The sequence below is a fragment of the Curvibacter delicatus NBRC 14919 genome (assembly GCF_001592265.1).
Classification (GTDB): domain Bacteria; phylum Pseudomonadota; class Gammaproteobacteria; order Burkholderiales; family Burkholderiaceae_C; genus Hylemonella; species Hylemonella delicata.
Window position 1 is genome coordinate 1 of sequence record NZ_BCWP01000056.1, and the last position, 13,763, is coordinate 13,763.

The 13,763-nt window shown below is 60.9% G+C and carries 13 protein-coding genes and 1 pseudogene; 13 read left to right on the forward strand and 1 reads right to left on the reverse strand.

Annotated elements, in window-relative coordinates; all coding sequences use genetic code 11:
- Positions 1–38 precede the first annotated feature (38 nt).
- The 12 genes and pseudogenes from CDE01S_RS16965 to CDE01S_RS18340 form a co-directional block, all read left to right on the forward strand.
- Entirely contained in the window at positions 39–3,023 is a 2,985-nt protein-coding gene (locus CDE01S_RS16965; protein WP_066710421.1) for a xanthine dehydrogenase family protein molybdopterin-binding subunit, read from the forward strand.
- A complete protein-coding gene (locus CDE01S_RS16970) occupies positions 3,020–3,841 on the forward strand; it encodes an FAD binding domain-containing protein (RefSeq protein ID WP_066710423.1) in 822 nt (273 codons plus the stop codon). The genes CDE01S_RS16965 and CDE01S_RS16970 overlap by 4 nt, the downstream gene beginning before the upstream one ends.
- The gene (locus CDE01S_RS16975; protein WP_084382962.1) at positions 3,838–4,341 is read left to right on the forward strand and encodes a (2Fe-2S)-binding protein; all 504 of its coding nucleotides are present in this window, start codon (positions 3,838–3,840) and stop codon (positions 4,339–4,341) included. Before CDE01S_RS16970 ends, CDE01S_RS16975 begins: the two co-directional genes overlap by 4 nt.
- Complete coding sequence (locus CDE01S_RS16980; protein WP_066710427.1) at positions 4,334–5,878, forward strand: AMP-binding protein; 1,545 nt, start codon at positions 4,334–4,336, stop codon at positions 5,876–5,878. Before CDE01S_RS16975 ends, CDE01S_RS16980 begins: the two co-directional genes overlap by 8 nt.
- A 44-nt stretch (positions 5,879–5,922) precedes the next feature.
- Positions 5,923–6,729, forward strand: a complete 807-nt coding sequence (locus CDE01S_RS16985; protein ID WP_066710454.1) for an enoyl-CoA hydratase/isomerase family protein — start codon at positions 5,923–5,925, stop codon at positions 6,727–6,729.
- 42 nt (positions 6,730–6,771) lie between these two features.
- Positions 6,772–7,941 carry an ABC transporter substrate-binding protein gene (locus tag CDE01S_RS16990; protein WP_066710430.1) on the forward strand — a complete coding sequence of 390 codons (1,170 nt, stop codon included), beginning with the start codon at positions 6,772–6,774 and terminating at the stop codon, positions 7,939–7,941.
- 8 nt (positions 7,942–7,949) lie between these two features.
- On the forward strand, positions 7,950–8,843 hold the full coding sequence (locus tag CDE01S_RS16995) for a branched-chain amino acid ABC transporter permease (RefSeq protein WP_066710433.1): 894 nt from the start codon (positions 7,950–7,952) through the stop codon (positions 8,841–8,843).
- The gene (locus CDE01S_RS17000) at positions 8,836–9,840 is read left to right on the forward strand and encodes a branched-chain amino acid ABC transporter permease (protein ID WP_066710437.1); all 1,005 of its coding nucleotides are present in this window, start codon (positions 8,836–8,838) and stop codon (positions 9,838–9,840) included. Before CDE01S_RS16995 ends, CDE01S_RS17000 begins: the two co-directional genes overlap by 8 nt.
- Positions 9,840–10,604: an ABC transporter ATP-binding protein gene (locus CDE01S_RS17005; RefSeq protein ID WP_066710440.1), complete on the forward strand. Its 765-nt coding sequence runs from the start codon at positions 9,840–9,842 to the stop codon at positions 10,602–10,604. The genes CDE01S_RS17000 and CDE01S_RS17005 overlap by 1 nt, the downstream gene beginning before the upstream one ends.
- On the forward strand, positions 10,598–11,305 hold the full coding sequence (locus CDE01S_RS17010) for an ABC transporter ATP-binding protein (protein ID WP_066710443.1): 708 nt from the start codon (positions 10,598–10,600) through the stop codon (positions 11,303–11,305). The genes CDE01S_RS17005 and CDE01S_RS17010 overlap by 7 nt, the downstream gene beginning before the upstream one ends.
- Positions 11,262–12,101, forward strand: a complete 840-nt coding sequence (locus tag CDE01S_RS18335) for an alpha/beta fold hydrolase (protein WP_084382964.1) — start codon at positions 11,262–11,264, stop codon at positions 12,099–12,101. Before CDE01S_RS17010 ends, CDE01S_RS18335 begins: the two co-directional genes overlap by 44 nt.
- Positions 12,102–12,207: 106 nt before the next feature.
- Positions 12,208–12,429 (forward strand): annotated as a pseudogene (locus CDE01S_RS18340) (IS21 family transposase); the annotation flags it as partial.
- A 42-nt stretch (positions 12,430–12,471) separates the two neighbouring features.
- Here CDE01S_RS18340 and CDE01S_RS17020 read toward each other — a convergent pair.
- Positions 12,472–13,362, reverse strand: coding sequence for an IclR family transcriptional regulator (locus tag CDE01S_RS17020; RefSeq protein ID WP_369406371.1), 891 nt, complete (start codon positions 13,360–13,362; stop codon positions 12,472–12,474).
- A 91-nt stretch (positions 13,363–13,453) separates the two neighbouring features.
- On the opposite strand from CDE01S_RS17020, the gene CDE01S_RS17025 reads away from it, so the two are divergent.
- Positions 13,454–13,763, forward strand: a 310-nt coding sequence (locus CDE01S_RS17025) for a Rieske 2Fe-2S domain-containing protein (protein ID WP_157077175.1), incomplete at its 3' end; no start/stop codon positions are given.

The window sequence follows — 13,763 nt, forward strand, 5'->3', positions numbered from 1 at the left end:
TTAAACAGCAAGGTTCCGTGGGAACCGGAGGAGACACAGTGCAAGCAGAACCTCGTCAGACGTCAGGCGATATCGCCTATGTCGGACAGCCCTTGGAGCGCCTGGAAGACGCTCCCCTGCTCAGCGGACGCGGCGCTTATGCGGACGATGTGGGCGCCAAGCCGGGCACCCTGCAAGCCGCGGTCTTGCGTTCTCCCTACGCCCATGCCCGACTCACCGCGCTTGACGTCAGTGCCGCCATGGCTCTTCCAGGTGTGCGTACGGTACTCACTGGCGAAGACGTGCAGCGCTGGGCTCAGCCCTTCGTGGTGGGCGTCAAGCAGCCCATGCAGCATTGGGCGCTGGCGGTCGATCGTGTTCGCTATGTTGGCGAGCCGGTGGCCGTGGTGGTGGCCGACGACCGCTACATTGCAGAAGACGCCCTGGATTTGATCAAGGCCAACTACGAGCCTTTGCCGGCGGTGGTGGGCATCACTCAGGCGCTGGACGCGCAAGCCGTTCTGTTGCATGACGCCGTGGGCAGCAACGTGGTCTCCGACCGAAATTTCAGCTACGGACAGCCCGATGCGGTGCAGGCCGGAACCCGGCATATCGGCACGACTGTGCACTATCCGCGCAATAGCTGCTCGCCCATGGAATGTGCCGTGGTGTTGGCCGAATACTTGGGCGAGGACGAAGGCTACGAAGCCCTCTCCAACTTCATGGGCCCGTTCTCGCTGCACGCGGTCATGGCCTTGGCGCTCAAGGTTCCGGGCAACAAGCTGCGCCACAAGGTGCCGCGCGATTCCGGTGGCAGCTTCGGCGTCAAACAGGCGGTGTTCCCCTATGTGGTACTGATGTGTTTGGCCGCGCGTAAGGCTGGCGCGCCGGTGAAATGGGTTGAGGACCGACTGGAGCATCTGAGCGCGGCGACCTCAGCCACCGCGCGCATGGCCACGATTGCCGCCGACGTGCGTCCTGACGGTCGCATCGTCGCACTGCACTGGGACCAGGTAGACGAGGTGGGCGCCTATGTGCGTGCGCCGGAGCCGGCCACCTTCTACCGCATGCATGGCTGCCTCAGCGGCGCCTACGACATTGAGCACCTCAGCGTGCGCAACCGCGTGGTGGTGACCAACAAGACTCCCACTGGTCTAGTACGAGGCTTTGGTGGCCCGCAGGTCTATTACGCGTTGGAGCGTCTGATGGACTGCATCGCCGTAGCGCTGGGCATTGATCCGCTGGCGCTGCGTCAGCTCAACTTCGTGCAGGCCGACCGGTTTCCCTACCACGCCGCCGCCGGTGCGGTGCTGGATTCGGGCGACTATCTGGGAATGAGCCAGGCCGTGATGACACAGGCTCGCGCTTTGGGGTTGTACGAACGACAGCAGGCCGCGCGCGCCGCCGGCCGCCTGTACGGCATCGGCATGGCTGCCATCGTGGAGCCCTCGGTCTCCAACATGGGCTACATCAGCACTGTGCTCACGCCAGCACAGCGCGCCAAGGCAGGGCCCAAGAACGGTGCAATCGCCAGCGCCACAGTCTCCGTCGACCTGCTGGGGGGCGTGAATGTCACCATCGCCTCGGCGCCTGCCGGCCAGGGACACATGACGGTATGCGCGCAGGTGGTTGCCGACGCGCTGGGCCTGCAGCCGCAGCAGATCATGGTCAACGTGGAATTCGACACCGCCAAGGATGCATGGTCTGTGGCGGCGGGTAACTACTCCAGCCGCTTTGCTGGCGCCGTGGCAGGCGTCGTGCACCTAGCGGCTTGCCGGATACGCGACAAGCTGGCGCTGATCGCTGCCGATCATTTCAACTGCCCAGTCGAGCAAGTAGTCTTCTCCGGCGGGGAAATCTACAACAGGGACGATCCGTCCCAGCGCCAGCTCTTTACCCGGCTGGCCGCCAATCCACATTGGGCGCCAGCTTTGCTACCCGAAGGTGTCAGCCCGGGTTTACGCGAAACCGCATTCTGGACGCCTGAGGTGCTCAGCGCCCCTGACGAATCCGATCGCGTCAACACGTCGGCCGCCTACGGCTTCGTGTTCGACTTATGCGGCCTTGAGGTTGATCCAGACACCGGCGCGGTGCGTGTAGACCGCTATATCACCGGCCACGATGCTGGCCGACTACTCAACCCCGCTCTGGCCGACGGCCAGATCCAGGGCGCCTTTGCCCAGGGCCTAGGTGCGGCGCTGCTGGAGGAGTTCCGCTACGGCGGCGATGGCAGCTTCCAGTCCGGTACCTTGGCCGATTACCTGATGCCTACCGCCTGCGAACTGGTTGATCCGGTGATCGTGCACCTGCAGACGCCTTCGCCCTTCACCCCTTTGGGTGCCAAAGGACTTGGCGAAGGCAACAACATGAGCACGCCGGTGTGTATCGCGAACGCCTTTGCCGATGCGCTGCGCCCGCGCATGAACCTGGAGGATGTTCGGTTGCCGCTGACGCCCGGGCGCGTGCTGGCACTGCTGGAGCCGGCTGATCCCGAGCCCCGTGAGCGGCCTGCCCCCGCTGCGGCGCTGCCCGCGGGCGAAGGGCTGGCTTTGCAGGCCCAAGGTGAAGTGGACATTCCCGCGCCACCCGAGAAAGTGTTCGCGGTGCTACTCGATCCCGTGGCGCTGGCGCGGGTCATCCCGGGTTGTCATGCGCTGCAATCCAACGGGCCCAACCGCTACCGTGCCGAGGTGACCGTGGGCGTGGGTCTAGTCAAGGCGCGCTACGAGGCCGAAATCATGCTCTCGGACATCGAGGCGCCTCACAGCCTGCGCCTGGCCGGAAGCGGCCGCTCAGCGTTGGGCACCGGCGCCGGCGACGGCCTGGTGACTCTGACAGCCACGTCCAGCGGCACTCGGTTGCGCTACGACTACCGAGCACAGGTGGGCGGCAAGGTGGCCATGGTGGGTAGCCGCATGCTTGAGGGCGCGGCTCGCATCATCGTGGCTCAGCTCTTCGAATCGCTTGGACGCCAGGCCGGCGGGCCGGTCGCGCGTCCGGGCTGGTGGCGGCGCCTTTTGAATCTATTGGGAGTGCGTGCATGAAGCCCGCGGCATTTGACTACATCCGCGCCGACAACACCGAGCAGGCCTGCGAATTACTGGCGCGTGTGGAGGATGCTCGCATCCTCGCTGGCGGCCAGTCCCTGATGGCGGTGCTCAACATGCGCCTTGCCCAGCCGGGCTTGCTGGTGGACATTTCGCGCGTCGCATCGCTGAGTCAGATCAGCGTTACGCAGGGGCACTTGCAGGTGGGGGCGGCGGTGACGCAGGCTGCGCTGGAATGGCGGCCAGACCTCGCACAAGAACTGCCACTGCTCAAGCAGGCCTTGCCCTGGATTTCGCACTTTCAGATCCGCAACCGGGGCACTGTCTGCGGCTCGATAGCGCACGCCGACCCTTCGGCTGAGCTGCCGCTATGCCTGCTGGCACTCAAGGGGCGCGTCTTGCTGCGCAGCGCGAAGGCTCGGCGCGAATTGGCTGCCGAGGACTTCTTCACCGGCATGCTCACGACCGCCCGCGCAGCTGATGAGTTGGTCGAGGCGGTGCGCTTTCCGCTGGTCCGGCCGGGCCAGGGATTCGGCTTTCGCGAGTTCTCCCGCCGGCACGGTGACTTTGCCATCTGCGCGGTGGCCGCTGTGGCTGATGCCGCTGGGCTACGAGTGGCCGTGGGCGGTGTGGCCGATCGGCCGATCGCGCGTGAGTGGCCACTGCTCGAGGGCAGCGCACTGGACGATGCGCTCAACGAACTGGCTTGGGGACTTGACGCACGCGACGACGCGCACATGTCTGCTGCCGCTCGTCGTCACCTGGTGCGCCGTCTGGGTCGACAAGCGATTGAAGAAGCAAGGAATTCGCGATGACGGAAAAATTGATGAAGGCCCAGACCATGCATCCGGTAACGCTTGAGGTCAACGGCCATGCTCGACGCGGCCATGCTAGCCCGCGCATGCTGCTGACTGACTTCCTGCGCCATGAACTGGGTCTGACCGGCACCCATGTCGGCTGCGAGCACGGTGTGTGCGGTGCCTGTACGGTGCGCATCGACGGCGTGGCCTGCCGCGGCTGCCTGACGCTGGCGGTACAGGTGCAGGATCGGCGCGTGGACACGGTCGAGGGACTGGCCGACTCCGACGGCACGCTGTCGCAACTGCAGGCAGCGTTCAAGCGCCATCACGCATTGCAGTGCGGCTTTTGCACCGCCGGAATCTTGATGTCGAGTGCTGACTGGCTTGAGCGTCTGAAGCAGCAGGGGCACAAGCCGACCGAGCAGGAGGTGCGCGACATGCTATCTGGTCACTTGTGCCGTTGTACCGGCTATACGCCGATTGTGAAAGCTTTGATGGAGGTGGCACATGCTTGATTTGGGACGTACTTTTCTGCAAAGCGTCGAGCGCGCGCCGGACACGATTGCACTGGTCGATGGCACGCAGCGCCTGAGCTATGTGCAATGGGCGCAGCTTATCGGCGCAGCTCAGAGCGGGCTGGAGGCGCTGGGTCTGCAGGCGGGCGATCATCTACTGTCTGTGCTCCAAAATCGGCAGGAGGCCGCCACACTGCATTGGGCCTGTCAGTTCAGCGGCATCGTGATGACGCCGTTGAACTGGCGTGCCAAGCCGGAGGAGGTGGCGCACTGCCTCAAGGATTCGGGTGCCCGGGTGGTGGTGTATGAGCAGGTTTCGGCCGCTGCGGTGCTGAAGGCGGTGCAGACCCAACCTGCGCGCACGGTGTTGGTGGGCGAAGGCGACACCTCTGGTGAGCGCTATGCGCATTGCATGGCGGGCGCCTGCGATCCAGTGCCCCGTGCCCAGGCACAAGACCTCTCGCTGATGCTGTACACGTCGGGCACTACTGGAGCACCCAAGGGGGTGCCGCGTCGCCAGCGCGCCGAGCGTGTGGCAGCGTTGGCCCATGTCGCACAGAATCAGTATGGCTATGGCGAATGCACCCTGGGGGTGATGCCGCTTTACCACACCATGGGCGTTCGCTCGCTACTGGCACTGGCGCTGGTCGATGGCTGCTTCGTGTGCATGCCAAGGTTCGACCCGGCGGAGGCGCTGCAACGCATCGACGCCGAGAAAGTCTCCCACCTATATCTGGTGCCTACGCTGTACCACGACTTGCTGGCTCATCCTGCGTTTGCCTCGACTGACATCTCCTCGGTGCGCCGCTTGGGCTTTGCGGGTGCGCCAATGCATGACGCACTGTTGCTGCGTTTGCAGCAGGCCTTCAAGCCTGAGCTTTTCGTCAACCACTATGGCAGCTCCGAGATTTACACCTTCGCGATTAACCAGGACGCCGTGGGCAAGCCTGGTTCGGCCGGCCGTGCGGGTATTAACACGAGGCTGCGTGTGGTCAAGCTCGACGGCAAGTCTGTCAGCGAGACCGCTGGCGTGATGGAGGAGGGGCAGATCATTGCCGACCTGCTTTCAGACGAGGCCTTTGAGGGATACCACAACCGGCCCGATGCGAATGCGAAAAGTCTGCGCGAGGGCTGGTATTTCACCGGCGATACCGGCTATGTGGATGCTGACGGCGACCTGTTCGTCACCGGCCGTGTTGACGACATGATCATTAGCGGCGGCGAGAACATCTCGCCGGTTGATATCGAATCGGTGCTCTCCCTTCACCCGGCCGTCGACGAAGTGGCCGTGGCTGGCCTCAAGGACGAGCGTTGGGGTCAGCGCGTGGTGGCCTTCGTCAAGCGTCGCGAGGAGGTCACCGGCGAAGCGCTTGACCAGCACTGCCGAAGTTCTGACATGGTGAACTTCAAGAGGCCGCGCGAATACGTGTTTGTCGACGAAATTCCCAAGTCCCCGGTGGGTAAGGTGCTGCGCCGCAAGCTGGTGGCCGGCGAGTACCAGCCCGAAATCCACGCACCCGACGGTGCCAACCATTGATTTTCTCAACCCATTTCACTATCGAGAGAAGGTAAACCATGAAACTGACTGATCTGCAACATCCCGCCGTCACCCTGCAGGGCGAGCTCGACGGTTTTCGAGTCGAAATTGATGCCGCGCGCCAGCGCGCCGACATCGTGTTGACTCGCCCGCCGTTCAACGTGATCAGCATGCTGCAGCGCGAGCAGCTGCGCATCACCTTTGAAGCACTGGACGCGAACGACGATGTGCGCGTGATCGTGTTGCGCGCCGAGGGTGAGCATTTCTCCAGCGGAGGCAATATCAAAGGCTTCCTGGAAGCCAGCCCCGAGCACGTCTCTAAGCTGGCCTGGAACATTGCCGCCCCTGCGCGCTGCAGCAAGCCGGTCATCGCGGCGAACCGGGGCTACTGCTTTGGCGTGGGCTTTGAAATTTCCCTGGCCTGCGACTTTCGTCTGGTCACGCCCACCACGCTGTACGCGCTGCCGGAGCAAAAGCTTGGTCAGATTCCGGGCTCGGGTGGCTCCGCTCGCTTGCAGAAGATGGTCGGCATCACCCGCACCAAGGACATCGTGATGCGTTCGCGCCGAATTCCCGGCGAGCAGGCCTACGACTGGGGTGTGGCGACGGCCATCGTGCCCGACGCCGAACTCGAAAAAGCGACTGACCAACTGGTCGACGAGCTGCGCTCTTTCTCACCGCTGGCGCAGCGCACCGCCAAGAAGCTGCTCAACGACACCGAGGATTCGCCGCTGACCGTTGCCATTGAATTGGAAGGCCACTGCTATTCGCGTCTCCGCAGTTCAGAGGACTTCCGCGAAGGCGTGGAGGCCTTCCACGACAAGCGTAGCCCGAAGTTCGTCGGTCTTTAAAGCGCAAACGATTCCTCAACCCAGACCCGAAGGAGACAGACAATGAATACAAAACTGATGGCCACCCTGGTGGCCGGCGCAGCTCTTAGCTTGGGCGCTGCCGCCCAAACCGGCCCGATCCGCATCGGTGTGGTCACGCCTCTGTCCGGCACCTATGCCGGCATCGGCCAGCAGGTCAAGTGGGGCCTGGACATGGCTGCCAAGGAAATCAACACAGCCGGCGGCGTGATGGGCCGCCAGCTCGAGCTGATTTATGAAGACGAGGAGGCCAATCCTGCCGTGGCGGTGCAAAAGGCAGAGAAACTGTTCCAGGTCAGCAAGGTGGACTTCCTTACCGGCACGGTGAATTCCGGATCCACACTAGCCGTGGGCCAAGTAGCCGAACGCAACAACCGTCTGATCGCCACAACCGTGTCCTTTGCCGACTCGATCACCGCTGACAAATGCTCGCCCAACGTGTTCCGTGTGAATGCGCGCGCCGGTATGCAGTCGGCCGCTCTGGCCGACTGGATGGCTTCGACCAAGCCTAACGCCAATGTGTTCTACCTGGGGCCGGACTATGAAATGGGCCGCAGCACTGTGGCCGCCTTCAAGGCCGCCGCCGAAGGCAAGGGCGCCAAGACCGTGGGCGAAGTGTTCGCTCCGCTGGACAACAAGGATTACTCGCCGTTCTTCGGCCAGATGCGTTCGGCCCGCCCCAGCGTGGTCTACACGTCGGTAGCCGGCAACGACACGGTGCGCCTGCTCACCCAGATGGCCGAATTCGGCCTGAGCCGCAATGTGCAGGTCGTAGGTGCTTCGGGCACAGTGACCTCGCAGAATCTCTCGGCAATCGGCAAGGCGGCTGATGGTTTTGTCACCGGTGTGGGTTATTCGCCCAACATCGACAACCCGGAGAACAAAAAGTTCGTAGCCGCCTTCGAAGTGGCCAACAAGACCAAGCCCGATCTTTACGGCGCCGACAGCTACGGCGTGCTGTTCTTCTACAAGGCCGCGGTCGAGAAAGCCAGGAGCACCGACACTGACAAGGTGCGAGCAGCCATGCGCGGGATCCAATGGGTCACCCCTCAGGGAGTCAAGACCATGCGCGCGGGCGACCACCAGGCGATGCAGGACATGTATGCCGTGCGTGTGAACAGTGGGCAGTTTGAAATCGTCGGCAAGGTGCCCGCTAGTTCCGCCATCGGCCCCGACACCTGCGCCAAGTTCTGAGGCTCAGCATGAACCAAGTCTTGGAATGGCTGCAATTTGTGCTGGCGCCACAGATGATCAACGGCCTGTCGATCGGGGTGGCTGTTGTTCTGATGGCGCTGGGTTTGACCATCATATTTGGTCTGCTGGACGTCATCAACATGGCGCACGGCGAGTTCTACGCAATCGGAGCGTATGTGGCGGTGGCCATTCTGGGGCTGGGCCTGTCTTTCTGGTGGGCTCTGCTACTCACCCCGGTGCTGATGGCAGCGCTGGGCTACGTGACCGAGCGCGGGCTCATCCAGCGCGTCTTTCACAGCAAAGACCGCCACACGCTCACGCTGCTGCTGACTTTCGGTGTGGCGGTGGTGCTCGAGGATGTCCTAAAGATCATTTTCGGCGCCAACCCGTTGCGTATTGAAAGCCCGATTTCGGGGGGCACCGAGATGCTTGGCCTGTTCTTCCCCAACTACCGGCTGTTCGTCATGGGGATGGGGGGACTGGTGATCGTAGCGGTCTGGCTGCTGGTGTTTCGCACCTCGCTGGGTGCCATGGTGCGGGCTGCTGCCTTTGACCGCTACATGAGCGCCTCGCTAGGAGTACCTGTTTCTCGAGTCTATGCCGGCACATTCGCCTTTGGCGTGGCGCTGGCAGGCGTCTCTGGTGTGCTGCTGGCGCCGATCTACTCGGTGTTCCCGACGATGGGTCGCGACTTCGTGCTGATTGCCTTCAGCGTCGTCATCATCGGTGGCATGGGATCCATCAAGGGTGCAGTGCTCGCAGGCCTGCTGCTGACGCAGATCCAGTCCATCTCCAGCCTGTTCATCTCTCCGGTCTGGAACGACCCACTTCTATTTGGCATCATGGTGCTGGTACTGATGTGGCGTCCCCAAGGTCTGTTTGGAAAGCTTGGCCATGCCTGATCCCCACATCTCGTCGCCGCGCGGGCTCAGTGCCTTGCGCGTTTTTACCTACCTCTTCTTTCTTGGTGCCCTCGGTTTTGCCGTGCTGGCCAAATGGATGGGAGATGTCTTCTTTCTACGATTGGCGACTGAAGCCTTGATTTTCGGAGGCTTGGCGCTGTCGGTCGATCTGTTGCTTGGCCGAGTAGGATTATTGCCATTGGGTCAAGCTCTGTTCTTTGGTCTGGGGGCCTATGTCTCGGCCTTGGTACTCAAGGAGTGGAGTGCCTCCTTCTGGCTGAGTATGGGTATCACGCTATTCGTGTGCGCGATCGCTGGCCTGATCGGCGGCGTCATTGCCATCCGGGCCAAGGGCGTGTACTTCGCCCTGATCAGCTTCGGACTGGCCCAAGTGATTTCGAAAATCGTATTCAACACTCGCGAACTCGGTGCCTCCGACGGCATCATCGGTGTACCGGCAGTTGCCGTGGTACCTGGTGTGGACTCGGGCGATCCCTTGGGATTTTTCCTGGTGACGCTGGTCATCATCCTTGGGCTGTACGTCGGGCTTCGCTACCTGATGGAAACGCCCATGGGGCGGCAGCTATCTGCCATCCGGGTCAACGAGTATCGCGTCCCTTTTCTGGGATTCGACCCTTGGCGCTTCAAACTCATGGCGTTCGTCGGTGCGGCGTGCATCGCCGGTGTCAGCGGTGCGCTGTATCCCATGTTGCGAGGCTTCGTTTCGCCCGAACTGATGTTTTTCCAAGTATCGGGTAATGCGGTCATTAATGTGATTGTGGGTGGCACGGGTACCTTGATCGGCCCTTTGTACGGCTCGGTCCTGCTCACCGGACTGCGCTCCGTGGTGGGTTCGTTTACTGCGCACCACCAGATCGTCATCGGTCTGCTCTTCGTGTTGGTGGTCATCCTATTCCCGCGCGGCCTCGTTGGCTATTTGGCCCCGCTGCTGCAAAGCCGCCTGAACCGGGTGACCCGCAACCGAGGAGAGTTGTGATGGATGAGATTCTCTCTGTACGTGGCGTGGGCGTGAACTTTGGGGCCCTGCGGGCGGTTCGTGATGTGTCCTTTGAGGCGCAGCGCGGCAAGATCACCGCAGTCATCGGTCCTAATGGCGCGGGCAAGAGCAGCCTATTCAATCTCATCAGCGGTGCGATTGCCCCCAGCACCGGTCAGGTGTTCTTCGAGGGCAGCGAGGTAACCGGTAACTCGCCCGACAAGATGCTGCGCGCCGGCCTGTCGCGTTCCTTCCAGATCACTAATCTGTTCTTCGAGTTGCCTGTTTACGAGAATCTGCGCCTGGCCGCTCAGTACCTCGAGCAGGGCCGGGGCTGGCTTCGGCCAGTGGCCTCTAGCGCTCAAGCCGAGCAGCGGGTGCGGGAACTCATTCGGCAGTTCACTTTGCATGACAAGGTCAACGAGTTGGCTGGCTATCTCTCGCATGGCGAGCAGAGGAGGTTGGAAATCGCTGTCTCACTGGCCTCGCGTCCTCGCATGCTCTTGCTGGACGAGCCCACCCAGGGGATGAGCCATGCCGATACCAGGGAAACCGAGACTCTGATCCGCAACCTTGCCACCGAGCACGGCTTGAGCATTCTGCTGGTCGAGCACGACGTGGACCTGGTGATGAACCTGTCGGACCATGTGGTGGTGATGCATCAGGGTCAGAAGTTGGCCGAGGGAACGCCCGAACAGGTGCGTGCCAACCCGCAAGTCCAGGCCGCCTACTTTGGCGAGCACCAGGAGAAAGCGTCATGCTAGAACTCAAAAACGTACACACGCACTACGGCCTGAGCCATGTACTTCAGGGTGTGAGTCTGCATGTCTCGGCGGGCGAAGTGGTAGGTCTGTTTGGCCGTAACGGTGTGGGCAAGACTACCGTGATCAAGACGATCTCCGGCTGGGTCGGGCCCAGCGAGGGCGATATCGAGTTTGAGGGTCAGTCCTTGGCCGGTGTCGCGCCGGACCGGATCAGCCGTAGCGGCATCGGCCTCGTTCCGGAGGATCGGCGAATCTTTCCGGGGCTCACGGTTGAGGAAAACCTGCGCCTGGGCTTTATGCAGGCGCCGGGCATGGGTAGTGCGGCGCAAAAACAAAAACTCGATGAAATCTTCGACCGCTTTCCCCGGCTGGCCGAACGGCGACGTCAAATGGGAACCACGCTCTCTGGCGGCGAGCAGCAAATGCTGGCGTTCGCGCGTGTGCTCACCGGCCGTCCCCGGTTGCTGCTGATCGACGAGCCCACAGAAGGCTTGGCGCCGATGATCGTCGAAGAGTTGTTTACGCTGATGCGTGAGCTTGCTCGCGAAGGAATCGCCATCGTACTGGTGGAGCAGAACGTGCATGCTGCGCTGGCTCTGACTAACCGCTTTTACCTGATCGAACGCGGCCAGGTGACCTACAGCGGCCAGGCCGGCGATGCCACCTCCCGTGAGGAACTCATTGAACGCATCAGTGTTTAGCAGCAACGACGTCGGGATCCTGCGCCTGGTCTGGGAGGATCAGCCGCTCGAGATCGAATACGCCTGGCTTGCCCCAGAACGCAAAGACCGACCATTAGTGATCTTCCTGCACGAGGGGCTGGGATCGGTAGCCATGTGGGGAAACTTCCCACACCTGGTATGTCAGGCGCTGGGTTGGCGTGGACTTGTTTATTCACGTCCCGGTTATGGGAAATCCACACCCTTGCCAGCAGGGATGGTGTTGTCGCCGGATTATTTGCACCGTCAAGCGCGGGATCTTTTACCCGTGTTGCTTAGCAAGTTAGGTGTTGATGCGAAAGTTCAGCCGCCTTGGATCTTGGGCCATAGCGACGGTGGCTCGATTGCGTTGTTGTACGCCAGTAATCATCCTTGTGCCGGACTTGTAGTTATGGCGCCGCATATATATCTCGAGCCCGAATGTCTCGCAGGTATCCAGAAGGCCCAGCAAGACTACAAGGGGGGGCATTTACGTACATCGCTGACGCGTTTCCATCGAGATCCAGATTCGATCTTTTGGGGTTGGAGCCGTGCTTGGCTGGGGCCTGCATTTGCCACGTGGTCAATACGTGATGTCCTTGGCGCTATAGACTGCCCGATCCTGGCAATTCAGGGGGATCAGGATCAGTATGGCACTCTGGAACAGGTGCGCGGGATCGCGTGCTTTGCATCTCAGACTCACGTGATCGAACTGGCTGATTGTGGGCATTGGCCACATCGGGAACAAACAGAACTTGTGCTACGAAAGCTTACTGGCTTTGTTCAGGCGCAAATTTGATGAATTCCGTCGGAATCTAACCCACTTAAAACAGTAATTTCCATTCAAAGTTGACCCACGTAGGACTTACCCTGCTAATTTTTAAAGTAGGGGGGGGGATTTTGGAGTGATAGACGTGGCAACGTTGAATGTCATCAGGCGTTGGGCATTGCGAGAAGATATGTCCATCCGCGAGATTTCCAGGCGCACAGGCCTCGCTCGCAACGCCGTAAAGACGTACCTGCGATTCGATGAGGCTGAGCCCGCCTGCTCAAAGCGGGTCAGCTCAAGCAAGCTTGATCCCTCTGCCGCAAAGCTGGCCACCTGGCTGGGAATAGAGGCAACAAAATTGACAAGCCGCTTTCCGACAGACAACATCTCTATCCAATTTTTATTTGGAAGCTAAGCCGGACGGGACATAGCCTAATGCCTTGGATAAAACTTCAGCCTCCTGCAATAGCAGCGAGCCATAAGTCTCAATTTGAGCTGCATGTAACCTAGCACTGGGGCCAAAGACGCCAATCGACCCAGCCACCTTGCCTGAGCCATCAAAAAATGGGGCAGCCACAGCGACCGCTCCTTCAATTAATTCATCTTTACTGATTGCGTAGCCACGCTTGCGAATTTGGGCGAGCTCATCAGGATACCCCGTCAGATCGATCGGCGTACCGGTTGCATAGCTCTTCAATTCGTTCGCATCGTTCACCGCATAAGCCAGGATGGCTCGCCCACTAGCGCCCAACAAGATGCGTTCTTGATAGCCTGCGCCTCGTTTGAAACTCAAGGGTTGGACGCTTGGCAATTCAGCAATACAAAGACGATAGGCCCCCTGTGGAACAAACAAGGCAACCGTCTCTCCAGTCTGCTCCCAGATTCGACGCATGATGGGCTGAGCCAGCGCGCTGACGTCCAAGCTAGACGTCCACACATGTGCCAAATGCGCGACGGAAGGACCTAGTCGGAATTTTTGTGGCTCTCCGCCCGATATCACAAAGCCGCTCTGCTCCAGCGTGTGTAGCAGGCGATACAGCGTGGGGCGACTCAGATCGACGCGCTTGAGCAACTCAGCGACTGACAGTTCGTAATCGGTTGCGGTGAACGCCATGAGGATTTCCAGTGCGCGGTCTACCGCACGGACGCTGTCACTCATTTTTTCGGTCTGAACCAATCCACTTTCCTTCGCACAACTGCAGAGGCTGCATCGTATCTCGGGCAGAACCTGGCGGCGGCAATCGGCAAGACTTTTCTTGAGAAAGCATTTGACATAGCTCAAATAGTCCATACAATGGACAACGTTATTGTCTGATGGACATCAAGAAGTTGGCATTTTTCTCAAGAGATGCCGGTGTTTTCAACCGAAGGAGACTGCAAAAATGAACAAGGAAATGTCTGAAACGCTTACCCGTGTCGGTCCCGGCACCCCCATGGGCAATCTGATGCGCCGCTACTGGGTTCCGGCCCTGCAATCGAACGAGATTGCCGAGCCCGACGGACCACAGGTGCGCGTCCAGCTGCTGGGCGAGAAACTGCTGGCCTTCCGCGACAGCGACGGCAAAGCCCGCCTGATCGACGAGTTCTGCTCGCACCGCGGCGTCTCGCTGTATTTCGGCCGCAACGAGGAAAACGGCATCCGCTGCGCCTACCACGGTGTCAAGTTCGATGGTGATGGCAAGTGCGTGGACG

Bases quoted from the DNA above. Each gene is read 5' to 3' on its own strand.
- CDE01S_RS16970 (WP_066710423.1), top strand. From the start codon at position 3,020: ATGAAGCCCGCGGCATTTGACTACATCCGCGCCGACAACACCGAGCAG.
- CDE01S_RS16975 (WP_084382962.1), top strand. From the start codon at position 3,838: ATGACGGAAAAATTGATGAAGGCCCAGACCATGCATCCGGTAACGCTT.
- CDE01S_RS16980 (WP_066710427.1), top strand. From the start codon at position 4,334: ATGCTTGATTTGGGACGTACTTTTCTGCAAAGCGTCGAGCGCGCGCCG.
- CDE01S_RS16990 (WP_066710430.1), top strand. From the start codon at position 6,772: ATGAATACAAAACTGATGGCCACCCTGGTGGCCGGCGCAGCTCTTAGC.
- CDE01S_RS16995 (WP_066710433.1), top strand. From the start codon at position 7,950: ATGAACCAAGTCTTGGAATGGCTGCAATTTGTGCTGGCGCCACAGATG.
- CDE01S_RS17000 (WP_066710437.1), top strand. From the start codon at position 8,836: ATGCCTGATCCCCACATCTCGTCGCCGCGCGGGCTCAGTGCCTTGCGC.
- CDE01S_RS17005 (WP_066710440.1), top strand. From the start codon at position 9,840: ATGGATGAGATTCTCTCTGTACGTGGCGTGGGCGTGAACTTTGGGGCC.
- CDE01S_RS17010 (WP_066710443.1), top strand. From the start codon at position 10,598: ATGCTAGAACTCAAAAACGTACACACGCACTACGGCCTGAGCCATGTA.
- CDE01S_RS18335 (WP_084382964.1), top strand. From the start codon at position 11,262: ATGCCACCTCCCGTGAGGAACTCATTGAACGCATCAGTGTTTAGCAGC.
- CDE01S_RS17020 (WP_369406371.1), bottom strand. From the start codon at position 13,362: ATGGACTATTTGAGCTATGTCAAATGCTTTCTCAAGAAAAGTCTTGCC.